Raw genomic sequence first — 26,331 nt, 5'->3', positions numbered from 1 at the left:
AGGGCTCCTTACGGCTTGTCCTTGACGTCCTTGACCTGACCGATGGCGGTCAGGCTGGCGTCAAGCGTGGGCAGTTCGATGGTGCGGGCACCGGAGTCGACCTGATCGAGCAACGTCTTGACGGCCCCGATGCGGCGCGACTTGGCGTCGAAATATTTGTCGAGCGCCGCTTGCGCCACTTGTACGTCGGTGTGCACCGCCGCCGCATTGCGCGCGAGCAGTGCCAGACGCGCGTTGAGCAGGCGCAGTTTCAGATTGGCCCGCAGGAATGCGCCTTGTTCCGGTGCGACAAGCATCACGTCCGGGTCGTCCAGACGGCGCACCTGCACCAGTTGCTTCAGACTGCCGAGCATCTCGCCCGACAAACGGTGCAGCGTCGCTTGCCAGCCAGTGTCGCCGGCGCCGCTCGCACCGGCGGCATCGGCCTTCGGCGCAGCACGTTGCTCTTCGGCCTGCAACGGCAGTGTGTCGATCATGGCGATGGCCTGATCGAGCTTGCCGGTGAGTTGCGGCAAATCGGCGGCAGGCACGGCCTTCAAACGATCGATATCTTTCTTGAGTGCGTCGCGCACGCCAGCCAGTTGCGGGGCGCCAGTGCGGGCAAGGCGAGCATCGGCGCCTTCGAGGGCGATCAGTGCGCCACGAACGTTGCCCGTGAGCTGCAACTGTTGGTTCGCACTCGTGACGATCTGCTCGGTCTCGGCCAGCACCCATTCGTCGCGGTTATGCGCGAGTTCCTGATAGAGCTGTTCGAGCGCCGCCTGCTGGCTGCGCGAATCGGCCACGCGGCCTTCGAGCGCCGTGAGGCGGTTTTGCAAATCACGTTGATTGTCGAGCGCTTGTGCCGTGCGCACCTGCGCCTGCATGACCTGTGCGTCGCCGGCCTGCGCGCGGCGGGCCATCTCTTGCTGCACGCGGTCGAGCTTCTGGTTGAGTGACCAGCCGCCGATGCCGGCCCCGGCCGACACCAGCACGAAGAGCAGCCACGGCAGGGCAGCCCCGCCGCCACGACGCTTTTGCGGCGGCTCGGGTGGCGTCCACGCGGGCGGAACACCCGGTGAGCCATAGGGCGCAGTCGAAGGACTCGACGCTGCCGGGCCGGTCGAAGCCGGCGTGTTTTGGGAAGACTCAGGAACGCGATTATCTGTCGTCATGCTTGACTTGAATGGGATCCGCCCATGTTTTGAGTGCCGCCAGCAAGTTCTCGTCACCGGCCGCGCACTGCGTAATCCTATCAAACCCCGCGGCCCGCGCGGCATCGGCGATGCGCGCATGCGACGTAAAGCACGGCGCAGCAAGGATTTGCGCCAGGATATGCGGGGTGCCGGGCGTGTGGATGCCCTGTTGTGTTCCGTACCGGGCCGCCAGCAGCGTCGCCAGATGACGCACGGCTTCGGAGCTGGTGAGTACCCAAGCGCTGCGTGCGTTTGACGCCAGTCGTGCCTCCAGCGCCGCCCAGGCGGCAGCGTCCGGTGCGGGCGCCCGTCGAGTGTACGCGCTCACGATGTCGACGTGGGCACCGGCGGCACGCAACGTGTCGGCGAGCAGTTCTCGACCGCCGTCGCCGCGCACGAGCAGGACGCGCTTTCCGGCCAGTGCCGACACGTCGAGTTGCGCGAGCAAGGCTTCGGAATCGAAGCGCGCGTCGGGGCCTCCTGGCGGCACGATCACTTGATGTTGCGGCGGCGCGATGTCCGCTTCGGCCAGCGCTTGCGCGCTACCCGGGCCAACTACCGCTACCGGCAACGATGGCGGCCAGTAGACGCTGGCGTTCGCAACATCGCCGGATGCCGCGCCCCCGCCAGATTTCAAATGCACGAGCCGGGCCAACGCATGCGACACGGCATTCGGCGAGACGAACACCGCCAACGCGTAAGCCGAAATATCGGCCAGTGCGGCGTCGAGCGCCGCCAAGGCCTCAGCGTCGGCTTGCGCCGCAATATGCAGTAACGGGAATGCGAGCGAATCGATACCTTCGGCGTGCAGGGCGGCAGCGAGTGCCCCGCTCTGCCCGTCGGGACGCGTCAGGATGACACAGCAAGAGGCGGACGCCGGCGCGCGCGGGCCCAAACCCATCAATCCTTCGGCTCGGACGGCGGCACCAAGGCCAGCCCGCCCGCGTCGATGAGTTCCTGCGCCACGCGTTGGCCAAGTGCCTCGGCGCCGGCGACGTCACCGTCTGCCACGCTTGCGACACCGTCGGCGCGCAGCACCGTGGCACCGTCCGTCGACGCGATAAACGCGCGCAACGACAGCGCGCCCTGCGCATCGAATTCGGCAAACGCGCCGAGCGGCACCTGACACGAACCACCCAACGCGCGCGAGACGGCACGCTCTGCGCTCACGGCCAGCGTCGTGCGAGCGTCGTGCAGCGGGGAGAGCCATTGCAAGATTTCGGGACGTCCGGCACGCACTTCGATGCCCAATGCGCCCTGCCCGGCTGCCGGGAGACTCGCTTCGGGTGGCAAAATGGCACGAATGCGATTGCCCATCCCAAGACGCTTCAAACCGGCCGCGGCGAGGATGATCGCCGAGAAGTCGCCCCGGTCGAGCTTGCCCAGACGGGTATCGAGATTGCCGCGCAACGGCGCGACGCTCAGATGCGGATATTTCGTGCGAAGGCTCACCTCGCGTCGCAGGCTCGACGTGCCGACGACAGCGCCCGCCGGCAACGCGTCGAGACTGTCGTAATCGTTACTGACGAAGGCATCGCACGGATCTTCGCGTTCGAGCACGGCGGCGAGCGTGAAGCCCTCGGGCAGTTGCATCGGCACGTCTTTCAGCGAGTGCACGGCCAGATCGGCGCGTCCGTCGGCGAGCGCGAGTTCGAGCTCTTTGACGAACAAGCCCTTCCCGCCAACCTTGGCGAGCGAGCGATCGAGGATCTGGTCACCGCGAGTGGTCATGCCGAGGATACTCACCTGGCACTGCGGATATAATTTGTGCAGCGCGTCACGCACGTGTTCGGCTTGCCACATGGCGAGCCGGCTCTCGCGTGAAGCGATCACCAGGGTTTCAGGAGCAGCGAAGTTCATTCAGCAACCGCGTGAAGACCAAAAGAAAAAATGGTATCACGCTTGGCCGGCGGCTCTGACTGCCGGCTTCGAGAGGAGCGACATGAAGAGCAGCGCAACGGCAGACGCCCCGCAAGAGGGCCTCGCCTCGTCGGTCAGCAACAACTCACCCGCGCAAGCAGCAACCGCGGCCGCATCCACTACCGGTGAGGCCGCGAGCGGCGCGCCCCCGGGTAAGGACAAAGCCCGCCGCTCTCGCGAGGATAAAGACGCCCCGCTACGCGAGGACATCCGCTTCCTCGGCCGTCTGCTGGGCGACGTGCTGCGCGAACAGCAAGGCAGCGCCGCCTTCGATCTGGTCGAAACCATCCGCCAGAACGCCGTGCGCTTTCACCGTGAAGACGACCGCAGCGCCGCCCAGGCGCTCGACACGCTGCTCAATGGCCTGTCGAACGAGCAGGCGATTCAGGTCGTGCGCGCCTTCAGCTACTTCTCCCATCTCGCCAATATCGCCGAAGACCGGCACCACAACCGGCGCCGCCGCGTGCACGCGCTGGCGGGCAGCAACGCGCAGCCGGGCAGTCTCGCCGCCGCATTGCAAAGTCTGAAAGACGCCGGTCTGGCCGATCCCGCCACGCTGCAAGCGTTCTTCGCCAGTGCGCTGATCGTGCCGGTACTCACCGCGCACCCGACCGAAGTGCAGCGCAAGAGCATTCTGGACGCCGAGCGCGAAATCGCCCGCCTGCTCGCCCATCGTGACGATGCGCTGACCGAACGTGAATCGGCACGCAACACCGAAGCCATGCGCGCCTACGTGACGACGCTCTGGCAAACACGCATGCTGCGTAGTTCGCGTTTGACCGTGGCCGATGAAATCGACAACGCGCTGTCGTATTACCGCAGTACGTTCCTGACCGAAATTCCCGGGCTGTACGCCGACGTGAGCGCTGAGCTGAGCGAAGCCGCACCCGACGTGCGTCCGCAGGCACTGGGCCGTTTCCTGCAAATGGGGAGCTGGATCGGTGGCGACCGCGACGGCAATCCGAATGTGACGGCGCAGACGCTGCAATTGGCGATCACGCGTCAGGCCACGGAAATCTTCGCGCACTACCTGGAACAGGTGCACTTGCTGGGCGCTGAGCTATCGGTTTCGCAACTACTGGCTGGCGCGAGCGACGCCTTGCTGACGCTCGCACGCCGCTCGCCTGACGATTCCCCGCACCGGACCGACGAGCCGTACCGGCGCGCGCTCATCGGCGTGTATGCACGCCTCGCTGCGACGGCCCATGAGTGGGTCGGACACGTGCCGCATCGCGGTGCAGTGGGCGAAGCGAGCCCGTATCTCGATGCCGCCGAATTCGTCTCCGATCTGAACACGGTCGTCGCATCGCTGATGACGCATCACGGCAGCGCGCTGATTTCGCAGCGCCTCGGGCCGCTGGTACGCGCCGCAGAAGTGTTCGGCTTCCATCTGGCCAGCATCGACTTGCGCCAAAGTTCGGATATCCACGAAGCGGTGATTGCCGAATTGTTCGCCAAGGCAGGTGTCGAGCCGAACTACGCGCAATTGTCTGAAGACGACAAGCTGGCGCTGCTGCTGCGCGAACTGCGTGAGCCGCGCCCGCTCTTCTCGCCGTATCTCGACTATTCGCAGCGCACGCGCGACGAACTCGCCGTGTTTGAAGCGGCGCGCGATATCCGGGCGCGTTTCGGTGCGCGCGCCGTGCGCAACTACATCATTTCGCACACGGAAACGGTGAGCGATCTGGTCGAAGTCATGCTGCTGCAAAAGGAAACGGGCCTGTTCCAAGGCGCGCTTGGCGGCACCGGTGCGCGGGACATCATCGGCGAAGATGGCGAGCCCGCACCGGCGATCAAGGTCGGTGCCATGGTCATCCCGCTGTTCGAGACCATCGCCGACTTGCGCAACGCGCCGGTCATCATGCGTGCGCTGTTCGACATCCCCGGCATGGCCGACGTGGTGACGCAGCAAGGCGGCGAGCAAGAAGTGATGCTGGGCTACTCGGACAGCAACAAGGACGGCGGTTTCCTCACGTCGAACTGGGAGCTGTACAAGGCCGAGCTGGCGTTGGTGCACCTGTTCGAGGAGAAAGGCATTCGTCTGCGGCTCTTCCACGGCCGAGGCGGCACCGTCGGACGTGGCGGCGGCCCGACCTATCAGGCCATCCTGTCGCAGCCGCCGGGCACGGTGAAGGGGCAGATTCGCCTCACCGAGCAGGGCGAAATCATTGCGAGCAAGTTTGCCAATCCCGAAATCGGGCGACGTAACCTCGAAACGATTGTTGCCGCCACGCTCGAAGCCACGCTGCTGCCCAGCCGCAACCAGCCGCCGCGCCTGACGGAGTACGAAGCCGTCATGCAGGCGCTCTCGGACACGGCGTTCGCCGCGTACCGCGATCTGGTCTACGAGACACCGGGCTTTACCGATTACTTCTTCTCGGCCACGCCCATTGCGGAAATTGCCGAGCTCAACATCGGCTCGCGTCCGGCATCGCGTAAGTTCTCCGATCCGAAGCAACGTCGCATCGAAGATCTGCGCGCCATTCCTTGGGGCTTCTCGTGGGGCCAATGCCGCCTGCTGATCACCGGCTGGTACGGCTTCGGCAGCGCAGTGGCCGCGTATCTCGATGCGGCGCAGGACGCTGCGGCACGCGACGAGCGGCTCGATACCCTGCGTCAGATGGTCAAGCGCTGGCCGTTCTTCGCGAACCTGCTCTCGAACATGGACATGGTGCTCGCCAAGACCGATCTGGGTGTGGCATCGCGCTACGCCGAGTTGGTGCCCGACGCCGATCTGCGCACCCGCGTGTTCGGTCGCATCAAGGCGGAATGGGAGAGCACGTCGCAGGCGCTCGCCCTGATTACCGGGCACGAAGAACGGCTGGCCGACAACCCGATGCTCGCCCGTTCGATCAAGAACCGCTTCCCGTACCTCGATCCGCTCAATCACTTGCAGGTCGAACTGCTACGCAGACACCGTGCGGGGGAATCGGACGAACGTGCGCGACGCGGCATCCATCTGTCGATCAACGGCATCGCCGCCGGCCTGCGCAATACGGGCTGATGACGGGCTGATCATGGGCTGATGACGTGTTGATTTAGGCGTCAAGGGCCTGCCGGGCATGGCGTCGATGCGGCTTTCACAGCGTCGACGCCACCCGGTTCCTTGGGATTCTCCCCAACGACAAGCGGGTCGATAGAGCGGTATATTGCGACGCATTCGATTCGATTGTTGCCGGGGGGCCAATCCATCATGCATGCCAATCTGTTTTTGCGACGTGCCAGACCGTGTGCGAGACCTATTGCAGCCGGTCTCGCCTCGTTCTGCCTGCTAAGCGTCTCCGCCATTGCCGGTGCATTACCGGACAGCGATGCAAGCGCCACACCGACCACTCCCGCCGCCGTTTCCTCTGCTCGCGTTGAGCAAGACGCCGGTGTCTTTACCGCCGCACCGCACGGCCTGCGCGGGTTCGCCGCGCGGCTGGTGTCCCAGACGCTCGCGGGATCTCCCACCCAGACCAAACAACCGCCGCCCGTACTCGACCCCGTTCTCGACCCGCTCATGCGCGGCATTCTGGAGCGGCTGGCCATCAGCGAAGCGGTCGCACGCACGAAATTCGCCTCTGGCAAACCCGTGCAGGACACGCCGCGCGAGCAGGCGCTGCTCGACAGTGTGGGCGAGCGCGCCAGCCAGTACGGCCTGACGGCGCCGCAAGCGCGCACGTTCTTCCGCCTGCAAATCGAAGCGGGCAAGCTGGTGCAGACCGCCCTGCTCGCCCGCTGGGCGCGTGAAGGGCGTGCCCCGGGGCAGCCCGTCGACCTCGCAACGCGCCTGCGCCCGGCACTCGACCGGCTGGGCGTCTCGCTCATGCACGACCTCGGCCGTCTGTGCGCGCTGCCCGATGACCCGACGCGGCTGGCCCGCATCCATCAGGCACGCGAGCGCATCGCCAAGGCGGCCAAACTCGAAGCGCTGCAACGCGCGGCGTTCGACGAGGCGACTTCCGGCCTGTGTTTGTCCGCCCCGCCGCGCATCTGGACGCTGTCGATGGCGCAATGATGGCCGCGCCCCTCTGCGAAGCGCGGGAATGCCCCCGGATTGCACGGCTGACCTGAGCGGGCGCGGGCGTTGGTATAATCGCGGTTTGCTGTGTTTTCATCACGGTCCGCTTCAATCTGCCTCGATTGGCCTCGATTAGCCACGCTACGACAATGACCTCCCAACTCCACAAGAAGGGCGAAGCCTGGTCGGCTCGCTTTTCCGAACCCGTTTCCGAACTCGTCAAGCGCTATACCGCGTCGGTGTTCTTCGACAAGCGCATGGCCCTGTTCGATATCGAAGGGTCGCTCGCCCACGCCGACATGCTGGCCGCTCAGGGCATCATCAGCGCCCAGGATCTGGCCGACATTCAGCGCGGCATGACGCAGATTCGCGGTGAGATCGAGCGTGGCGAATTCGAATGGCAACTGGACCTCGAAGACGTTCACCTGAATATCGAAGCCCGCCTGACCGCACTGATCGGCGATGCCGGTAAGCGCCTGCACACGGGCCGCTCGCGTAACGATCAGGTCGCGACCGACATCCGCCTGTGGCTGCGCAGCGAAATCGACCGTATCGGCACGCACCTCGGCGATCTGCGCAGCGCCCTGCTCGATCTGGCCGAGCAGCACAGCGCCACGATTCTCCCGGGCTTCACCCATCTGCAAGTCGCTCAGCCGGTGACCTTCGGTCATCACCTGATGGCGTATTTCGAGATGTTCAGCCGTGACGCCGAGCGCATGCTCGACGTGCGCCGCCGCGTGAACCGTCTGCCGCTGGGCGCTGCCGCACTGGCTGGCACGAGCTACCCGATCGACCGTGAGCGCGTGGCTGCCACGCTGGGCTTCGAAGAAGTCTGCACGAACTCGCTCGACGCCGTGTCCGATCGCGACTTCGCCATCGAATTCACTGCCGCTGCGGCGCTCGTGATGACTCACGTGTCGCGCTTCTCGGAAGAACTGGTGCTGTGGATGAGCCCGCGCGTGGGCTTTATCGATCTGGCCGACCGTTTCTGCACGGGCAGCTCGATCATGCCGCAGAAGAAGAACCCCGACGTGCCCGAACTGGCGCGCGGCAAGACCGGCCGCGTGAACGGCCACCTGATCGCGTTGCTTACGCTGATGAAGGGCCAGCCGCTCGCGTACAACAAGGACAATCAGGAAGACAAAGAGCCGCTGTTCGACACGGTCGACACCGTGATCGACACGCTGCGCATCTTTGCCGACATGGTGCCGGGTATCAAGGTGCGTGAAGACAACATGCGCAATGCCGCGCTGCAAGGCTTCTCGACGGCGACCGATCTGGCCGATTACCTCGTCAAGAAGGGCCTGCCGTTCCGCGATGCGCACGAAATCGTCGCGCATGCCGTGAAGATCTGCTCGGATCGCGACATCGATCTGGCCGACCTGACGCTGGCCGAACTTCAGAAGTTCTCGCCGCTCGTGGGCGAAGACGTGTTCGGCTATCTGACGCTCGAAGGCTCGGTCGCCAGCCGTAATCACATCGGCGGCACGGCACCGGAGCAAGTGAAGCGCGCCATTGCGGCCGCACGCGCGAAGCTGGCGAAGTAAGTTTTTCGCTTGCGGCGCTCTGCTGCTAATGGATGTGAAAAAGCCACTCATTCGAGTGGCTTTTTCTTTGGTGCGCTGTGAAGCGCTCGATTAGGGGACTTGCCCGGCCATCGTCAGAAGATCGGCAGCGACAGGAAGCCCTTGATGATGATGGCGTTCACGATATCGATGAAGAACGCCCCCACCATCGGCACGATCAGGAACGCAATGTGCGACGGCCCGAAGCGCTCGGTGACCGCCTGCATATTCGCAATGGCCGTCGGCGTGGCACCTAGCCCGAAGCCGCAATGGCCTGCGGCAAGCACCGCCGCGTCGTAGTTGCGGCCCATCACGCGGAAGGTCACGAAGATGGCGTAGGCAGCCATCGCCACCACCTGAACGGCAAGAATGATGATCATCGGCACGGCTAGCGTCGACAGATCCCACAGTCGCAGCGCCATCAATGCCATGGCCAGGAAGAGCGACAGGCTCACGTTGCCCAGCACCGACAACGACCGGTCGAACACTTCGTAGCCGACCAGCGACAGCGCGTTGCGCACGATCACACCGGTGAACAGCACGCAGACGAACGTGGGCAACTCGAAGGCCGTGCCCGACAGCCACGACGCGAAGATCTCGCCACCCAGCAGACAGATCGCGATCATCGCCACGGTTTCGATCAGCGCTTGTGCCGTGATCAGGCGTACCGTGTGCGGCTGCTCGAAGCCCTCCGGTGCCGGGGCACTCGTCGAGGTATCGGCACCGGGCACCTTGCCACCCAATCGCCCCACGAGATACCGTGCCACCGGACCGCCAAGCAGACCGCCCAGTACCAGCCCAAACGTCGCGCACGCCATGGCGATCTCGGCAGCGGACTGCACGCCGTATCGGTCCGCCATCACGTGCCCCCACGCCGCGCCGGTGCCGTGGCCGCCCGCCAGCGTGATCGATCCGCCGAGCAACCCCACACCCGGCGGCAAGCCGAGCAGCATCGCCAACCCGACACCGATGGTGTTCTGCATGACCAGCATGCCCACGACTACCGCGAGGAACAGGGCCAGCGTGCGTCCGCCCGCGCGCAGGCTCGCCAGATTGGCCGAGAGCCCGATGGTCGCGAAGAACGCCAGCATGAGAGGGGTTTGCAGCGAGGTGTCGAACTTGAGTTCGAAGTGACCGAACTGGCGTAGCGCCAGCGTGGCAAACGCCACGAGCAAACCCGCCGCCACGGGCTCGGGAATGCTGTAGGTGCGCAGCGGCGCGATCCATTCGACCAGCTTGCGCCCGAGCAGCAAGACCAGCGAAGCGCAAACCAACGTCCCGTAGTTGCTGAAGACCAGTTGTCCCGTGACGCCCATGATCCGCCCCTCCCGCAGTCGAAAAGCGACGAGTGTAACAATCGGATTCGCCCCAATCCTTGGGTAATTTCCCAAAAATCGGACACCCAAGCATAACTTCAAATCGGGCGATTTACCTCGGGATCGGAGAGTTTGCCACCGTGTTCACGAGATTCCACCGGGTATTCAAGGCATTTGGGAACATTCGACGCGTCGATGACAAGGCCGCTTGGGCAATATCCGCAAGTTGTCACGCGGGAAACAAGCGTATGGCGCGTGACGGTTCGGCTCGGATTGCTCCTGGAGATAACGCGAATGCCCGCCCAGGTGGATGTGCCACGAAGTTCACCATGCCCCGTCGCGCACGCCGTAAACGACAACACCCTGCGAAGCGCGTTGCTTGCAGGGTGTTGTCGGATCGTACTGCGGACTCGTCAGCGGTGACCGAGTCCTTGTCTAAGCGTTACTGACGCACGCAGTCCACGAAGTACTCCGGACGGCCGTCGACTTCCTCGACCACCAGACCGTGAACATCGGTGTGGAAGCCCGGGAAACGCTCGTTGAAGTCACGTGCAAAGCGCAGATACTCAATAATCGCGGCGTTGAAGCGCTCGCCCGGAATCAGCAACGGAATGCCCGGCGGATACGGTGTGAGCAACACGCTCGTCACGCGGCCTTCCAGCTTGTCGATAGGCACCCGGTCGATCTGGCGGTGTGCCAGCTTCGAGAATGCGTCGGTCGGCTTCATCGCCGGCTGCATGTCCGAGAGGTACATCTCGGTGGTCACGCGCGCCACGTCGTTGGCCTTGTACACGCTGTGAATCTGGTCGCACAGATCGCGCAGACCGATGCGCTCGTAGCGCGGGAACTGCGCCACGAACTCCGGCAGCACGCGCCACAGCGGACGGTTGTGATCGTAATCGTCCTTGAACTGTTGCAGTTCGGTCACCATCGAGTTCCAACGGCCCTTGGTGATGCCGATCGTGAACATGATGAAGAACGAGTACAGACCGGTCTTCTCGACAATGATGCCGTGCTCGGCCAGATACTTGGTGACGATGGCCGCCGGAATGCCCGACTCGCCGAATTCGCCGTCCACGTCCAACCCCGGCGTGATGATCGTCGCCTTGATCGGATCGAGCATGTTGAAACCGTCGGCCACATCGCCGAAGCCGTGCCAGCGCTCGTTGGCGCGCAGCACCCAGTCGTCACGCTGAATCGTGCCTTCGTCGCCCAGATTGTCCGGGCCCCAGACCGAGAACCACCACGAGTCGCCATACTCGTTCGCCACCTTGCGCATGGCGCGGCGGAAATCGAGTGCCTCCATGATCGACTCTTCGACCAATGCCGTGCCGCCCGGCGGTTCCATCATGGCCGCGGCCACGTCGCACGAGGCGATGATGGCGTACTGCGGCGAGGTCGACGTGTGCATCAGATACGCCTCGTTGAAGCGGTACGTATCGAAATTGCGCGTCTCGGAGTCCTGCACCACGATCTGCGAGGCCTGCGAAATACCGGCGAGCAGCTTGTGCGTCGAGTGCGTGGCGTAGATGGTCGCTTCCGACGAGCGCGGACGGCCTTCGCCGATCGCGTGCATGTCGCGGTAGAAATCGTGGAACGTCGCGTGCGGCAGCCACGCCTCGTCGAAGTGCAGCGTATCGATCGTATTGCCCAGCACTTCCTTGATCATCTCGACGTTGTAGATCACACCGTCATACGTGCTTTGCGTGATCGTCAGGATGCGCGGCTTGGCGTCCGGGTTGTTGGCGAGCACTTCGCGCGCGAACGGGTTCGCTTCGATCTTCGCGCGGATGACTTCGGGCTCGAATTCCGACTTCGGAATCGGGCCGATGATGCCGAGGTGATTACGCGTGGGCGTCAGGAACACGGGCACGGCGCCCGTCATCGTGATCGCATGCAGGATCGACTTGTGGCAGTTACGGTCGACCACGACGATATCGCCCGGCGCCACGGTGGCGTGCCAGACGATCTTGTTCGAGGTCGATGTGCCGTTGGTCACGAAGAACAAGTGATCGGCGCTGAAGATGCGCGCAGCGTTGCGCTCCGACGCGCCCACCGGGCCGTTGTGATCCAGCAACTGACCGAGTTCTTCCACGGCGTTGCAAACGTCCGCACGAAGCATGTTCTCGCCGAAGAACTGGTGGAACATCTGCCCGACCGGGCTCTTCAGGAACGCCACGCCGCCCGAGTGCCCCGGGCAGTGCCACGAGTACGAACCGTCGGCTGCGTAGTGCGTGAGCGAGCGGAAGAACGGCGGCGGCAGCGAGTCGAGGTACGACTTGGCTTCACGGATGATGTGACGCGCCACGAACTCGGGCGTGTCTTCGAACATGTGAATGAAGCCGTGCAGCTCGCGCAGGATGTCGTTCGGAATGTGACGCGAGGTGCGCGTCTCGCCGTACAGGAAAATCGGAATATCCGGATTGCGGCGGCGCACTTCCTGCACGAACGCACGCAGGTTGATGATGGCCAGCGCCAGTTCGCCCTCGCCTTCACCGCCCGCTTCGCTCGAGAAGGTGCCGAATTCGTCGTCGTCGATCGACAGGATGAAGCTCGACGCGCGGCTCGCCTGTTGTGCGAACGACGTCAGATCGCCGTAGCTCGTCAGGCCATTGACCTCCATGCCCTCGGCTTCGATGGCCTCCGCCAAAGAGCGAATCCCGGATCCGGAGATGTTTTCGGAGCGGAAGTCCTCGTCAATGATGACGATCGGAAAACGGAATTTCATTGGCGTTCCTTCGACAAAAGAACGAGCCACGGTCCGACATGGCCGTGGCTCTTGGGCAGTGCAATAGAGAGGGGGCTCACCGGCGGCGAGTGTCTAGCCTAATGGGCTAGGTTTTCGGCAGCGTGACACCACGCTGTCCTTGGTACTTCCCGCCGCGGTCCTTGTACGAAGTCTCGCAGACCTCGTCGGACTCGAAGAACAGCACCTGAGCCACGCCTTCGTTGGCGTAGATCTTGGCCGGCAGCGGCGTCGTGTTCGAGAATTCCAGGGTCACGTAGCCCTCCCATTCGGGTTCGAACGGCGTCACGTTCACGATGATGCCGCAGCGGGCATACGTGGATTTGCCCAGACACACGGTGAGCACGCTGCGCGGAATGCGGAAGTACTCGACGGTGCGGGCCAGCGCGAACGAGTTCGGCGGAATAATGCAGACATCGCTCTCGACGTCGACAAAGGACTTCTCGTCGAAGTTCTTCGGGTCGACGATCGTCGAATTGATGTTCGTGAAGACCTTGAATTCAGGCGCACAGCGAATGTCGTAGCCGTAGCTCGACGTGCCGTAGCTGACGATCTTCTGCCCGTCCTGGGAATACCGGATCTGCGACGGCTCGAAGGGCTCGATCATGCCGTGCTCTTCGGCCATACGCCGGATCCATTTATCGGACTTGATGCTCATGTGTGGGCCTGAACTGGGGTAGTACGTAAAAAGTGGGCGTATTTTACGCGATTGTTGCGGTGCGGTGATTTTTTCACACGCACCGCTTTGCGCGCCCCGTTTTTACGTGTTCTGCACGACGATCGACGGGAATTTGCTGGTCATGTCCTTCTGCTTGGACGCGATTTTCACCGCGACCTTGCGGGCGATAGCCTTGTACAGCTCGGCCACTCGGCCGTCCGGGTCACCGACCACGCTCGGCATGCCGGCGTCCGCATGCACGCGGATGCTCATTTCCAGCGGCAGCTTGCCCAGCAGGTCGACGTCGAAGTCGTGGCTCATGCGCTCGCCGCCGCCCACGCCGAAAATCGGCTCTTCGTGACCGCAGTTCGAGCAGATATGCAGGCTCATGTTCTCGATAAGTCCCAAAATCGGGACGCCAACTTTCTCGAACATCTTAAGACCCTTGCGCGCATCAAGCAGGGCAAGGTCTTGCGGGGTGGTCACGATGACCGCGCCCGTGACTGGCACCTTCTGCGCGAGCGTGAGCTGGATGTCGCCCGTGCCCGGTGGCATGTCGACGATTAGGTAGTCGAGATCCTTCCAGTTGGTCTGATTGAGCAACTGTTCGAGCGCTTGCGTGACCATCGGGCCGCGCCAGACCATGGGGTTGTCCGGCTCGATCAGGAAACCGATCGAGCTGGCCTGCAAGCCGTGACCGACCATCGGCTCGAGCGTCTTGCCGTCTTTCGACTCGGGCTTGCCGTGAATACCCAGCAGCGTGGGCAGTGACGGGCCGTAAATGTCCGCATCGAGAATCCCGACATTGGCGCCTTCGGCGGCCAACGCGAGCGCCAGGTTGACGGCCGTTGTGCTCTTGCCCACGCCACCCTTGCCCGAGGCCACCGCCACAATGTTTTTCACATTAGGAAGAAGCTTGACGCCACGTTGAACGGCGTGCGCCACAATCTTCTGGCCGATTTCGACAGCAACTCGCTCTACCCCGGGCAGTTTGCCGACGGCATCGGTGATGCGTGCGCGCATGGCGTCGAACTGACTTTTTGCCGGATAGCCGAACTCGATTTCGATGCCGACATGGCCGTGTTCGGCGTCGACTCGTTTCACGTACTTGCCGGCGATCAGATCCAGCCCCGTGTCGGGGTCGACGATGCCTCGCAGAACGTCGTTGATTTGCGCTACTTCCATGTCGGTCTCTCGCTCTGTAGCGGCACGCAGGACGGGGCCCACGCGTCGCTAACAACTTGTAACATCCGTGGCGCGCGCTCTCGATTAGCATGCGAGGCGCACGTGTTTTGGGGAACCAGTCACCGCGGCAATCTGTCCTTGCCAGCGGTTGACACTCGGCACTATTGTAAAAGACGTCGCGCCGGCAGCGTCAAAACCCATGCCAGGCGCGCGTGCTTCCGCGAAGTGCTCACGCGTGTCTCATCACAGCAAGCTAATCGAGAAGGAGCCTTATATGAATAAGAACACTCTGCGCGCTTCGGCGCTCGTCCTGGTCGCTGCCGCCCTGCTGGCCGGTTGCCAGACGCCGCAGGGCACCAACACGGCGGTCGGCACCGGTGTCGGCGCGGCAGTCGGGGCGGGTTTGGGTAACCTCATCGGTGGCAATACCACGGGTACGCTGATCGGCGCTGCGGTAGGTGCCGCGGCCGGTGGTGCAGCCGGGTACAACTGGCAGTCCATCAAGAACACGCTGGGCGGCCACACGGCCGGTACCGGCACGCAAATTACCGAACGCCCGGACGGACAGCTTCAGGTCAACGTGCCGAGTGACGTGACGTTCGATACCAATCAGTACGCGATCAAGCCTAACTTCGCTGCCGTGCTGACCGACCTGGCCAATTCGCTCAATCAAAACCCGGGCATCACCGCCCGCGTGATCGGCCACACCGACAGCACCGGTGGCGACCGCATCAACATTCCGCTCTCGCAGAACCGTGCCAACGCCGTTATCCAGTTCCTGACGAGCCGCGGTGTCGCCGCGAACCGCTTGCAGGGCGTGGGCGTGGCGTCGAGCCAGCCGGTCGCGTCGGATGCCACGGCAGAAGGCCGCGCGCAGAACCGCCGAGTGGAGATTCTCTTGCAGGCCCCGCAACAGCAAGCGCCGCGCGGTTAATGTGTTGACGGTGTCGTGAATGGTGCGCCGCAGCATCGAAAGTCGGTGCTGCGGTTGAACTAAAGCTAGGCGACGTCGCTCTGACCCTTCGGAAGTGCCTACCGTGGGCGCTTCCATCTCCTCTTTGTTATTGACGTTACGTGTGCCTAGTTATGCCGGAACCTGGTTCCGGCTTTTTTTTGGCCGAACGCTTTTCAATGGCAAAGCCCCGCGCCTGCTAGAATCGTCCTTTCCTCCCACCCTAAAACCCACAGTCAATCTCCATGTCCCGCCGCATTCTTGTCACCTCCGCCCTGCCGTACGCCAATGGCCAGATTCACATCGGTCACTTGGTCGAATATATCCAGACCGATATCTGGGTGCGGTTCATGCGGATGCAGGGCCATGAGGTGTACTACGTGGGTGCGGACGACACGCACGGCACGCCCATCATGCTGCGCGCCGAAAAGGAAGGCCTCACGCCCAAGCAGCTCATCGAGCGCGTGTGGAAAGAACACAAGCGCGATTTCGACAGCTTCGGCATCTCGTTCGATAACTACTACTCGACGGATTCCGAAGAAAACCGCGAATTGTCCGAAAGCGTCTATCTGGCGCTCAAGGAGCAAGGGCTGATCGAATCGCGCGATATCGAACAGGCGTATGACCCGGTCAAGGAAATGTTCCTGCCGGACCGCTTCATCAAGGGCGAGTGCCCGAAATGCGGCGCCAAGGACCAGTACGGCGACTCCTGCGAGGTTTGCGGTTCGACCTACGCGCCGACCGACCTGCTCAACCCGTATTCCGTCGTCTCGGGCGCCACGCCCGTGCGTAAGACCTCGACGCATTACTTCTTCAAGCTCTCGGACCCGCGTTGCGAGCAGTTCCTGCGCAAGTGGGTGGCGGGCCTTGCTCAGCCCGAAGCGGCCAACAAGATGAAGGAATGGCTGGGCGAAGACGGTGAGTCGACGCTGGCCGACTGGGATATCTCGCGCGACGCGCCGTATTTCGGTTTCGAAATCCCCGGCGCGCCCGGCAAGTACTTCTATGTCTGGCTCGACGCGCCGGTGGGCTACTACGCGAGCTTCAAGAACCTGTGTGCAAAGCGCGGTCTGAACTTCGACGAATGGGTCAAGCCGGGTTCGACAACCGAGCAGTACCACTTCATCGGCAAGGACATCCTGTACTTCCACACGCTGTTCTGGCCCGCCATGCTCGAATTCTCGGGCCATCGCACGCCGACCAACGTGTTTGCGCACGGCTTCCTGACCGTCGACGGCCAGAAAATGTCGAAGTCGCGCGGCACGTTCATCACCGCACAGAGTTTCATCGATACGGGTCTGAACCCGGAATGGCTGCGCTATTACATCGGCGCCAAGCTCAGCAACACGATGGAAGACATCGACCTGAACCTCGATGACTTCATCGCGCGCGTGAACAGCGATCTGGTTGGCAAGTACGTAAACATCGCCAGCCGCGCCGCAGGCTTCCTGATCAAGCGTTTCGAAGGCCGCGTGTCCGCCGACGCCATGCAAGCGCCGCTGCTCGCGCAATTGCGCGCTGTCGCGCCGCAGATCGCCGCGCACTACGAAGCACGCGAGTTCGGCAAGGCACTGCGTCTGGTGATGGAACAAGCCGACGCCGTGAATGGTTACGTCGATACGGTCAAGCCGTGGGATCTGGCGAAAGACCCGGCACAAGCCGCTGCGCTGCACGAAGCGTGCTCGGTGTGTCTGGAAGCTTTCCGTCTGCTCACGCTGTACCTCAAGCCGGTGCTGCCGACGACAGCCGAAGCGGTCGAGCGCTTCCTGAACATCGCGCCGCAAACGTGGCAAGACGTCGCTGCGCCGCTCACCTCGGCCAGTGCCATCTCGGCGTATAAGCACCTGATGACGCGCGTCGAAGGCAAGCAGGTCGAGGCCCTGGTCGCCGCCAATCGCGATTCGCTGCAAGCGACGGCCGCACCGGTGGCGGACGCCAACGCGAAGGCAAAGGGTAAGGACAAGGCCGCAGCGGCTGCTCCGGCGGCGGCCGACGAAGGTTTCATCACCATCGACGATTTCGCCAAGATCGACCTGCGCATTGCGCGCATCGTCGCGTGTCAGGCGGTGGAAGGCTCGGACAAGCTGCTGCAACTCACGCTCGACGTGGGCGAAGCACAAACGCGTAACGTCTTCTCGGGCATCAAGTCGGCGTATCCGCAGCCCGAAGCGCTGGTCGGCAAGCTCACGGTGATGGTGGCCAACCTTGCACCGCGCAAGATGAAGTTCGGGCTGTCCGAAGGGATGGTGCTCGCCGCCTCGGCCGCGAATGAAAAGGCCGAGCCGGGCATCTACATTCTCGAGCCGCACGACGGCGCGAAGCCGGGCATGCGCGTGAAGTAATCGCGTGCGGCGGGAGGACGCTACGCCTGCGCTGAGATCATCAGCATCATCGGGCGCTCGCGTTCTTCCGCCAACGCCGGCATCTGCCGGATCTGTTCCGGTGTCGGCGCAAACTCCTCCACACGTTTCAGCCGGAAACCCGCACCCATCAACGCGTTCAGCGTTGTCGCCAGCGTGCGGTGGTACTTCAACACACCTTTGGCAAACCAGTCGGTGCGCCGCTCCCCCTCATCGCTATAGCCGTTCACCGGCCACGTCTTGCGCCCATCCTCGTCGGCGATCCAGTGCGGATGCGCCGCGGCCATGAAAATCGGATGTTCGATCGTGAACACGAAATGGCCACCGGACGCGAGCGACTTGTGGATACGTTGCACGAGCCGATCGAAATCGCGCACGTAGTGAAAGGTCAGCGCGCTATAGGCGAGATCGAACGCAGCATCGGGCAAGTCGAGCGCATCGAGGTCGGCAATGCGGTACTCAATCGCGGGGTCGGAGGTATCGGCCGTCGCCCGCGCGATCATGTTTTGCGACAGATCCAGTCCGAGCACTGACGCCGCACCTTGGGCGCGCATCCAGCGCGACGCCCAGCCAAATCCACAGCCCAGATCGACCACGCGCTTGCCTTGCAGGTCCGGCAGCATTGCCCGGATCGCGGGCCATTCGGGGGCGCCGTCCAGCCCGAGCACTTGCCGGGGAAGCTGGCTGTAGCCCGCGAAGAAGTCCGGATTGTCGTAGATGTTCTGGGCCATGTCGGTTTGTCCTTGATGCGGCCAGCGCCAGTTGGGGCAATCGGGCGTTAGCGCAGGTGATCCACCGGCAATGCCGTGGTGAACTTCACCGTCTCCATCGAGAAACTGGCGCTGATGTCTTGCAGATCGGCCACGCGAATCAGCTTTTTGTAGAAGCGATCGTACGCGGCGATATCGGGCAGATAGACCTTGAGCAGATAGTCGATATCGCCTGCCATGCGGTGAATTTCGACGATTTCCGGCAGTTCGCGCGCGCCGGAGACGAAGCGCACCATCCACTCTTCGCTGTGTGTCGCCGCCTTGATAAACACGAATGCCGTCACGCGCAGATCAAGTTGCTGCGGGTCGCACAGCGTGACTTGTCCGGTAATGACCCCGTTCTCGCGCAAACGCTGCACACGACGCCAGCAAGGCGTGGGCGACAGGTGCACCGCTTCGGCCAGTTCGCCTAGCGAATGTGAGGCATCGGCTTGCAGGTTTTCCAGAATTGCTAGATCAGTCTTATCCATGATCGCCACACAAAGGGAAAAATTTTCTCAATCCTACTCGATTTGAGCCAAACTTTAAAAACCTTTACCTGTGGCTGCCCGGTAGACTGGCCGGACACTTCAAAAAACGGGTGCAGCCATGAACCTCTTTACCGAACATCCCGCTTCCGTCGGCGAAAACTACACCCAGCATCTGGGTTCGGCCCTCTCGTTTGCGTTGCCGCTGCTGGGCGCAGCCCTCGCCTGTTTCGTGCACGGCCTGCTGCCGTTCGCGTTCAAGAAGACCGGCAGCAACGTGATCGTGCGCCTGCACGAGCGGATGGTGACGCATCGTCACCGCGATCCGGCGCAGCATGCGGCGGACCGCACCGCCTAATGCGATAACCGAGGCGATAACCGAGGCGATACCTAAGGCGATAACCCAGATAACGCAGACGGCCTTGCCTTAATCCCTCAAGGCCGTTCTGAGGCCGGGTCCGGCGAGCGTGAGGTCACCGTCACGCGGCCGTCGGGGCCGAAGTGGGCATTGAACATGCCCGCCGTATTCACCCCGTCTTCCAGCCAGCGCCAGCTCCACACCACTTCCTTCTTCAACTTGTATTCCGCGACGGTCGTCGGTTTGCCCAGCAAGCGCCGCACGTCGTCTTGCGTCATTCCCGGCTGCACTTGCTCGAAGTTCTCGGCCGTGAGCGCTTGCGTCACCGCGCGCAGCTTGCCGTCCGGGGCGATATCCACCATGTAGGTGCGCAGCCCGCCCGGCGCGCGCGGATACTCCAGTCGACGCGAACCGTCGCTGTTCTCCCAGACGATTTCAGGTTTGCCCATCTGTTCGCGCGCTTGCGCCTCCGTGGTCACGCCGGGCTTGAGATCGCGCAGCAGCATGTCGTCCGGTTTGACGGCATTGAACGTATCGCGCGCTTTCTCGCGCACCTTGTCGATCTGCTGCTGATCGCAGCCGAACAGTCCCAACAGACTCGCAAACAATCCCATGGCGACTCCCCAACGAACGCTGCGGCGCAAGCCCTGCGCCGGGTGAACCGAATTACGCGACGTCATCATCGATGGCACCTCCCTCTCTACGTTTGTCCTTGCTGCCCGTCACGTGTCGCAACACGTGACGCGGCATCAATCGAAACGGCGGTTGAACAACACGTCGAAGCCCGACAACGACCCGGTGCGCACCGCCAACTGCCAGCGGCGCGACACCTGCCATGTGATCTTGACGATACTGGCCGAGCTCGTCAGCCCCTGCTCGAAGCCGAGCGCGAAGTTGTCCGACATCGCCTTGCCTACCTTCACCACCTGCTCGTCGTCCGACAGGCCCGACTCGCTGGTGCCGATGCTGAACTCGTCGATGCCCAGATCCTTGATGATGCGCTTGCCGCCCGTGGCGCCCAGCAGCGCCGTCGCGGCGCCCGCCATGGCCTGACGCTGGCCAAGACCGGCGCCGTCCGGGCCGTGGCCGAACATCAACCACGAAAGCTTTTCCTCGTCCGACACATTCGGCTCCGACACCAGCGCCACGCGCGGCTGACGCACCGTGCCCGTCACGAGCACGCCCGCCGCCACTTCCTGATTGCGGCGCATGGCCTGAATATAGAGGTCCGGGTTGTCGAGCGGGCCGACGAAATTGATCTGACCGCGCTCGATCGCCAGCTTGCGATCGAAAGCTTCGTAGGTCCCTTCGGCCACCGTGATCGTGCCCGTGGCACGCATCGGCGCGAGCGGCTCGCTCTGCACGTGCATGCTACCGCGCAGCAGCAGATCGGCCCCGGCCCCGACGAAGCGGAAGTCACGCCCCAAATTCACCTCGACATCGATGCGCGGCGAGAAGCGTCCCGCCGGTTTCGCGCTGATGCGCGCGGCCTCTTCCTTCGGATCGAGCGGCTTGCTGCGCGACTGCGTGCCGCCGCGCACCACCAACACGTCGTCGCCAAGCTTCGGCGCGCTGGTCGGCGGGAGCGCGAAGCGCGCACGGTCGACGGTGAATTTCCCGTTCACCGACATTGCATCGCCGCTGCCCATCGCCTTCGCGTCGCCCGAGAGCGAGAGCTGTCGATCGGGCGCGGCGAACAGTTGCAGCTTTTCGGCGGTGAGCGTGATGCCTAACGTCGGCTCGGGGGTGTCGATGCGAATGCCCCCCGTCGCGCGGGCCGTACCGCCGCCACCGCCCGTGAAGACCACATCGCGCAGTGCGATTTCCGTCGGCGTGAGGGCAATACGCACATGGCCGTCCTTCACACTCACGCCCGTATCGAACATCTGCACAGAGAGATCGTCGGCAGTGAGCTCACCCGTGGGGCGAGGCTTCGCGACCGTGCCCGCGAGCGTCATGTTCAAGTTCGCGCGGCCCTTGAACGCAAACTGTGCGCCCGCAAGATTCTCGAACTTCGAGAGATTGGGAATGACCATGGCCACGCGCCCGGTCAGCGGCGCGTCGTCGGGCAGACTCGGGATACCGTCGGCAACACGAAGGCCCGTTTGCACATCGGCGTCGAGCGTGCCCACCAAGGCCGAAGCAGCTTTCACCGTCGCGTGTGCCGATTGTCCCGAGAGATCGATACGCGTGCGCAGCTCCGAGATGCCCAGCGGCACTCGCGCGCCCACGCCGCCCTTCTCTGCGGAAAGCCCCGGAATGCCGGTCACAGTGACCTTCACATCTTCGTTCACACCGCCACGACGCAGCGTCACATCGCCGCTGCGGCGTACGATTTCGACGAACCCGTCGGCGCGTTGCGCCATGCTGATATTCCACTTGCCATCGAGCACGAGATCGCTCGCCACCGCAGGCTGCTCACCGGTGTACGTCGCGAGTACGCGCAGCACCTGACCGATATCGAGCGTATCGATGGTGCCAACCGTCTTCAACTGGCCTGCGCCGTAGTCGAAGTTTGTCAGCGACAACGCGCCCACACCGGTCACAAGTTTCGCCGCGCCCAGATGCACGCGCTCAGCGCTGGCTTCCACTTGCCAAGGTGCAGCGAGCGTCAGCTTGGGCATGCCGTGGTTCTCCAAAGCCTGAATCGTGCCGCGCCAACCCGGCTTGCCGCGCGTGTCGGTCACGGCACCCGCGGCGTCGACATTCAGGTCGAGCGGCGCTTCGCGCAACTTGCCTGCGGCCTTCAAATGCAGTGTGTGCGCGCCGCGTGTGCCTGCGAGCGCCACTGATAACCGATCGAGACGCGCAATATCGCTGGTGAAGCCGTTGCCGTCGAGCGCCACATTCAGACGGTCGCCCGCTGCGCCCGGCAAGCCGCCGCTCACGTCGACCTTGCCTGCCAGATGCTCCAGCTTTTGTGCACCGAAAACGAGTTTGTCGGCAGCGAGCGTTGCCACCACGGCGGGACGCTCGATCGTGCCCGAGACTTGCCCGTCGAGTTGCAGACGACCGGCGAGCCCGAAGCCGAGCTTGTCGAGCGAGGGCGCGTCGATGTTCACCGCCATCTTGTCGCCTGCGGCACCGAAGCTGCCGCGCAGCGCGACCTTGTTGCCCGCGACGAGCAGGTTCGCATCGCTCGGCAGCAAGCGCTTGCCTGCCACCTTCACGGTGCCCGCGCCGCTCATCGGCAAGTCGGCATAGACGCTGTCTTGCAGCGCGAATTTGAGCGTCACGCCCAATTCGGGACGTAGCGCACCTTGGGCATCCAACTGGCCGGTGACGCTGGCCGCAGGCGGCTTCGCAGCGCCCTTCTTTGCATGCGCTGCGTCGTAGAGGTCGTACCAAGCGGCTGGATCGAAGCGCGTGAGTTTGACTTGCGCCTGATAAGCGCCGGTGTCGCCGTTTTCCAGCACACCGGTTGCGGCGACCTTGCCTTGTCCGGCTTCGAGCGCGAGCGCATGGATCGTCGTGCCCTTCGCGTCGAGACCGACGTCGGCCAGCACGCGTCGCGCGGCGTCGCGCCAGTCGAGCACGATACGCTGCCCGGCGGCGTCGAGCTTAATGTTGAGCGGGCCTGAGAGCTTGGTCGCGGGCAGCTTGCCGTACAGCGCGTGAAGATCGAGGTCGCGCATGGTGAGCGCGAAGCCGCCGACGGTGGCTTCGGTCGGTGCGTCGGCATTGGTGTCTGCGGCGGGGTTGGCATTGGCGGTGGCAACGACCGTACTTGCCGCACTCGCCATACTCGCTGGTGCCGGTGCAGATGCGGTTGCCGGTGCGGATGCGGATGTGACATCGATCTTCTCGCGGCGCACATCTCCGCTGCCCGAGAGCAACGCACGGCCAGCGAGCTTCAGTTCAATGCCAGTCAGTGCCTGACGTGTCGCATCGAGTAACACTTCCGCGCGCAGACTTTCGACCGGAAGCAACTCCGCGTCGATCGCGCCGGGTTTCGCGTTTGTCACGGACACCGGGCCGAGTACACGGAATTCCTTCGCCCCGGGTGCGGGTCGCAAGTCGGCCTGCACTGCAAGGTCAGCTTGCGGCGCACCGGCCGAGAAGTCGCGTGGATTAAGGTGGTCGAGCGCAATCTGCGCGCGCGAGAGCGGTACGGCACCGAACGGTGATGCCGCGATGTGCGCCGTGCCGTTGAGCTTCTCGCCGGTCGCTGTCAAATCGACGATCAGTGCATCGAGCGAGCCTGATAGGTCGGCCTTCAGCGCCACCGGAATATCGCCCGCCTTGGCTTGCAGACCGACGTTACCGTCCAGCGCGAACGGGCGCTGCCCATTCAGTTGCAGATTCGCCTGCGCCTCGCCGTAGGGTGAGCCAAGGTGTTCGATCTGGATCTTGTGCTGTGTGCCGTCGCTACGCGCGGCGACGCGGATATCGTCGAGCACGAGTGCCGGGGAATCGAGCGTGAGCTTCGCCACGCGCACATCGTTAAGCGTCAGGCCCAGCGGCAGGCGCAAGCTCGCGGGCATCACCGTCGGTTTGTTCGACGGCGGCGACGGCGCGAAGGCCAACGCCACATCGCCCGCATGCAGCTTGTCGACCGTGAAATGCAGCGGGCGCAGCGACAGCGACCAGCGGCTCTCAAGACGGCTCACCGTAATGCGTGTCGCGCCATCGATGTAGCGAACGTCGTTGACCGTGAAGCCATGAGCAAGACTACCGCTGCGCCATTCGCCCGCGAGCTTGCCGCCTAGCGTGGTGACTGCGGTCTGCCACAACCAGCGGCTGCCGCGCTCGGACGACATCGCCCACAACAGCGCGCCGATGGCCAGCACGACGATCAGCAACAGCGTGAGCAGCGCACCAGCGAGCCAACGGCCCCAGCGTTTGCGTGGCGGAGGCGGCGGCGGTGAGTTCACCGGCGGAGGTGATCCGCCAGAGCCGTCGACACCGGCAGGCGCGGGCGGCGCGAGCGTTGGCTCGCGGGGGTCCTGCTGTTGAGTCGACAACATGGAATTGAGTGGCAACGTCGTCATCAGAACGCCACCCCCAGCGAGATCGACGGTCGGAACTGGCGATCGTGCACGCCGTAGCCGAGGTCAACGTTGACGGGGCCGACGGGGCTACGCCAGCGCACGCCCAGACCGACGCCGTGATAGAGCGGCGTCGGGTGCCGATAATCGTCCGTAGCCGTGCCCACATCCCAGAACGCCGCTGCGCCCCAATCGCGCGTGAACCAGCGCTGATATTCGAGGCTGCCGGTGCCGAGGTATTTCGTCGGATACGTCGTGCCGTTCGATTGCCGTCCAATGCTTTGGTACGTGTAGCCGCGAATCGACGACGTGCCGCCAGCGAAGAAGAGCAGCGACGACGGAATACGATTGCTGTTGCCGTTGGTAATCACCGCGCCGAGTTCCAGCCGCGCGATCACGATATCGCGATCCCCCACGGGGAAATACTGGCGAATGCGTCCGTAGACGCGGCCAAACGTTTGATCCGTGAGCACGGGTTTGGCAGCAAAGCCAATCTGGGTGTTGATGATGTTGCCGGTGCGCGGAAAGATCAGGTCGTCCACATCGCGACGGGTCCATGCAAAAGCGGGCACGAGGGCTTTGTTCACGAACCGCGTGCCGCCATCGGGGCGCTCGTCGGTGTGATAGAAGTCCAGCGAATAGGCCCAGTCGTAACGCTCGCGCGAGCGCGCGCGCTTGATGCCGACTTGCAGCGCGCGCTGATCCAGACCGTTCAGGTCCGTGCGGTCGTAAGAACCGCGCAGGCTATTCGTGTACGCACTGGAATCGGGCGGCATCGCCAATTCGGCATAACCGCCCTGCCGGAATTGTTCGAGGCGTGCTTGCGTGTCGAACGTCCATGCGCTGCCGAACACGTTGTAGTACGAGTAGCGGCCAGTCACACTGCCGCCGGTGTCCGTCGTGTAACCCACACCGCTTTGCACGCGTTGCGTCGGAAACTCGTTCACCTTCACTTCCACCGGGGCGTTCTCGGCCTTCGACGGGTCTTCCGTCACCGAGATGATCACGTTCGAGAAGTACGGCGTCGCCTGAATCTGACGTTGCAATTCCTGAAGCCGCCCGGCGTCGAACGCTTCGCCTTCCGAGAGCGGGTTCACATTGCGGATGATCTGTTCCGGATAGCGGCGGGTGCCCGTGATGATCAACGGGCCGAGCGTGAACGGCGGGCCGCTGTCGTACGTGGCGGCCAGCGACGCGGCGTCTTTATCCGCATCGACCACGGCGCGCGAGAACGTCATTTTCGCGGCGTGGTAGCGCTTCTGGCCGAGATTGAAGAGCGTGTCGCTCTTCGCCTTGTCCCAGTCGGCCTGACGGAATGGCGCGTCGGCGGGCAGTTCCCAGCCGTTGCGCAGTTGCGCCACGCGCTGCGGATCTTGCTCCGCAATGGGACCAGTGAACTTCAGGTCCACGTCTTTGATGTGCGTGCGCGCACCCGAGTCGACGGTGACATGTACGTCGCGCTTGCCGTTGATCGTGGCGACATCCACATGGGTGACGGGCGAAAAATAGCCTTCCGTCGACGTGAGTTCCTGAATCTGTTCGCCGACCGTGGCGACCAGGTGTTCGAATTGGGCTTCGCCGATATCGTCGCGATCGGCGTAGCGTACGAGGTCGAGATTGGCGTTGAGCAGCTTGGCGAGGCCATTGGGGGCGTCTACGCGAACGCGATAGTCGGCCCGGGCGAGCGTGGGCAGTGCGAGAGCGCAAGCGAGCGCAACGAATACGGCGTAGCCGGGTTTGATCTGTGCGACGGTCAAAACCTTCCTTATTGTCATGGCATCCGACGCCGATGGGGCGGCGTGCGGCGTGTCGACCGGTGCGGCCTGTTCGGATGATGCAGATGTTCAGCGTTCGTGAGGCGTATTTGA

The 26,331-nt window shown here is 63.6% G+C and carries 18 protein-coding genes; 6 read left to right on the top strand and 12 right to left on the bottom strand.

The features are described from left to right. Nucleotides 1-8: 8 nt before the first annotated feature. The 3 genes from ACPWR9_RS24460 to hemC are packed head-to-tail and all read right to left on the bottom strand — an operon-like array spanning nt 9 to nt 3,035. Nucleotides 9-1,154 (bottom strand): uroporphyrinogen-III C-methyltransferase, encoded by a 1,146-nt coding sequence (locus tag ACPWR9_RS24460; RefSeq protein ID WP_426301491.1) that lies wholly within the window; start codon nt 1,152-1,154, stop codon nt 9-11. Next, complete coding sequence (locus ACPWR9_RS24455; protein ID WP_426301489.1) at nt 1,141-2,076, bottom strand: uroporphyrinogen-III synthase; 936 nt, start codon at nt 2,074-2,076, stop codon at nt 1,141-1,143. The genes ACPWR9_RS24460 and ACPWR9_RS24455 overlap by 14 nt, the downstream gene beginning before the upstream one ends. Next, on the bottom strand, nt 2,076-3,035 hold the full coding sequence (gene hemC / locus ACPWR9_RS24450) for a hydroxymethylbilane synthase (RefSeq protein WP_426301487.1): 960 nt from the start codon (nt 3,033-3,035) through the stop codon (nt 2,076-2,078). The genes ACPWR9_RS24455 and hemC overlap by 1 nt, the downstream gene beginning before the upstream one ends. Before the next feature lie 82 nt (nt 3,036-3,117). On the opposite strand from hemC, the gene ppc reads away from it, so the two are divergent. From ppc to argH, 3 genes are all read left to right on the top strand, one after another. After that, complete coding sequence (gene ppc / locus ACPWR9_RS24445) at nt 3,118-6,099, top strand: phosphoenolpyruvate carboxylase (RefSeq protein ID WP_426301485.1); 2,982 nt, start codon at nt 3,118-3,120, stop codon at nt 6,097-6,099. A 189-nt stretch (nt 6,100-6,288) separates the two neighbouring features. Continuing rightward, nucleotides 6,289-7,095, top strand: coding sequence for a gamma subclass chorismate mutase AroQ (gene aroQ, locus ACPWR9_RS24440; protein ID WP_426301483.1), 807 nt, complete (start codon nt 6,289-6,291; stop codon nt 7,093-7,095). A gap of 152 nt (nt 7,096-7,247) precedes the next feature. After that, nucleotides 7,248-8,645: an argininosuccinate lyase gene (gene argH / locus ACPWR9_RS24435; RefSeq protein WP_426301480.1), complete on the top strand. Its 1,398-nt coding sequence runs from the start codon at nt 7,248-7,250 to the stop codon at nt 8,643-8,645. 113 nt (nt 8,646-8,758) lie between these two features. Here argH and gltS read toward each other — a convergent pair whose 3' ends face one another. From gltS to apbC, 4 genes are all read right to left on the bottom strand, one after another. Further along, a complete protein-coding gene (gene gltS, locus ACPWR9_RS24430) occupies nt 8,759-9,979 on the bottom strand; it encodes a sodium/glutamate symporter (protein ID WP_426301478.1) in 1,221 nt (406 codons plus the stop codon). Between the two features lie 442 nt (nt 9,980-10,421). Continuing rightward, a complete protein-coding gene (locus ACPWR9_RS24425) occupies nt 10,422-12,707 on the bottom strand; it encodes an Orn/Lys/Arg decarboxylase N-terminal domain-containing protein (RefSeq protein ID WP_426301476.1) in 2,286 nt (761 codons plus the stop codon). A 106-nt stretch (nt 12,708-12,813) separates the two neighbouring features. Next, nucleotides 12,814-13,383, bottom strand: a complete 570-nt coding sequence (gene dcd / locus ACPWR9_RS24420; RefSeq protein ID WP_039373928.1) for a dCTP deaminase — start codon at nt 13,381-13,383, stop codon at nt 12,814-12,816. Between the two features lie 102 nt (nt 13,384-13,485). After that, a complete protein-coding gene (apbC, locus tag ACPWR9_RS24415; protein WP_426301831.1) occupies nt 13,486-14,598 on the bottom strand; it encodes an iron-sulfur cluster carrier protein ApbC in 1,113 nt (370 codons plus the stop codon). Nucleotides 14,599-14,842: 244 nt separating this feature from the next. On the opposite strand from apbC, the gene ACPWR9_RS24410 reads away from it, so the two are divergent. Further along, nucleotides 14,843-15,502: an OmpA family protein gene (locus tag ACPWR9_RS24410; protein ID WP_426301474.1), complete on the top strand. Its 660-nt coding sequence runs from the start codon at nt 14,843-14,845 to the stop codon at nt 15,500-15,502. A gap of 263 nt (nt 15,503-15,765) precedes the next feature. Beyond that, complete coding sequence (gene metG, locus ACPWR9_RS24405) at nt 15,766-17,862, top strand: methionine--tRNA ligase (protein ID WP_426301472.1); 2,097 nt, start codon at nt 15,766-15,768, stop codon at nt 17,860-17,862. Nucleotides 17,863-17,882: 20 nt separating this feature from the next. Here metG and ACPWR9_RS24400 read toward each other — a convergent pair whose 3' ends face one another. After that, nucleotides 17,883-18,611 carry a class I SAM-dependent methyltransferase gene (locus ACPWR9_RS24400; protein ID WP_426301470.1) on the bottom strand — a complete coding sequence of 243 codons (729 nt, stop codon included), beginning with the start codon at nt 18,609-18,611 and terminating at the stop codon, nt 17,883-17,885. Between the two features lie 47 nt (nt 18,612-18,658). Beyond that, on the bottom strand, nt 18,659-19,120 hold the full coding sequence (locus ACPWR9_RS24395) for an Lrp/AsnC family transcriptional regulator (RefSeq protein ID WP_426301468.1): 462 nt from the start codon (nt 19,118-19,120) through the stop codon (nt 18,659-18,661). Nucleotides 19,121-19,238: 118 nt separating this feature from the next. Between ACPWR9_RS24395 and ACPWR9_RS24390 the strand changes: the two genes are divergently transcribed. Next, entirely contained in the window at nt 19,239-19,475 is a 237-nt protein-coding gene (locus ACPWR9_RS24390; protein WP_426301466.1) for a DUF6356 family protein, read from the top strand. Between the two features lie 77 nt (nt 19,476-19,552). Here the strand turns inward: ACPWR9_RS24390 and bamE are convergent, their stop codons facing one another. The 3 genes from bamE to ACPWR9_RS24375 all read right to left on the bottom strand — a co-directional run bounded on the left by bamE (nt 19,553) and on the right by ACPWR9_RS24375 (nt 26,238). Next, nucleotides 19,553-20,089 carry an outer membrane protein assembly factor BamE domain-containing protein gene (bamE, locus tag ACPWR9_RS24385; RefSeq protein ID WP_426301829.1) on the bottom strand — a complete coding sequence of 179 codons (537 nt, stop codon included), beginning with the start codon at nt 20,087-20,089 and terminating at the stop codon, nt 19,553-19,555. 135 nt (nt 20,090-20,224) lie between these two features. Beyond that, complete coding sequence (locus ACPWR9_RS24380) at nt 20,225-24,466, bottom strand: translocation/assembly module TamB domain-containing protein (RefSeq protein ID WP_426301464.1); 4,242 nt, start codon at nt 24,464-24,466, stop codon at nt 20,225-20,227. Then, a complete protein-coding gene (locus ACPWR9_RS24375; protein ID WP_426301462.1) occupies nt 24,466-26,238 on the bottom strand; it encodes an autotransporter assembly complex protein TamA in 1,773 nt (590 codons plus the stop codon). The genes ACPWR9_RS24380 and ACPWR9_RS24375 overlap by 1 nt, the downstream gene beginning before the upstream one ends. Nucleotides 26,239-26,331 lie beyond the last annotated feature (93 nt).

The sequence above is a fragment of the Pandoraea pneumonica genome (assembly GCF_049918595.1).
Classification (GTDB): domain Bacteria; phylum Pseudomonadota; class Gammaproteobacteria; order Burkholderiales; family Burkholderiaceae; genus Pandoraea; species Pandoraea pneumonica_A.
Note: the sequence above shows the minus strand (reverse complement) of the source record. Positions and strands in the feature narration are given on the sequence as shown.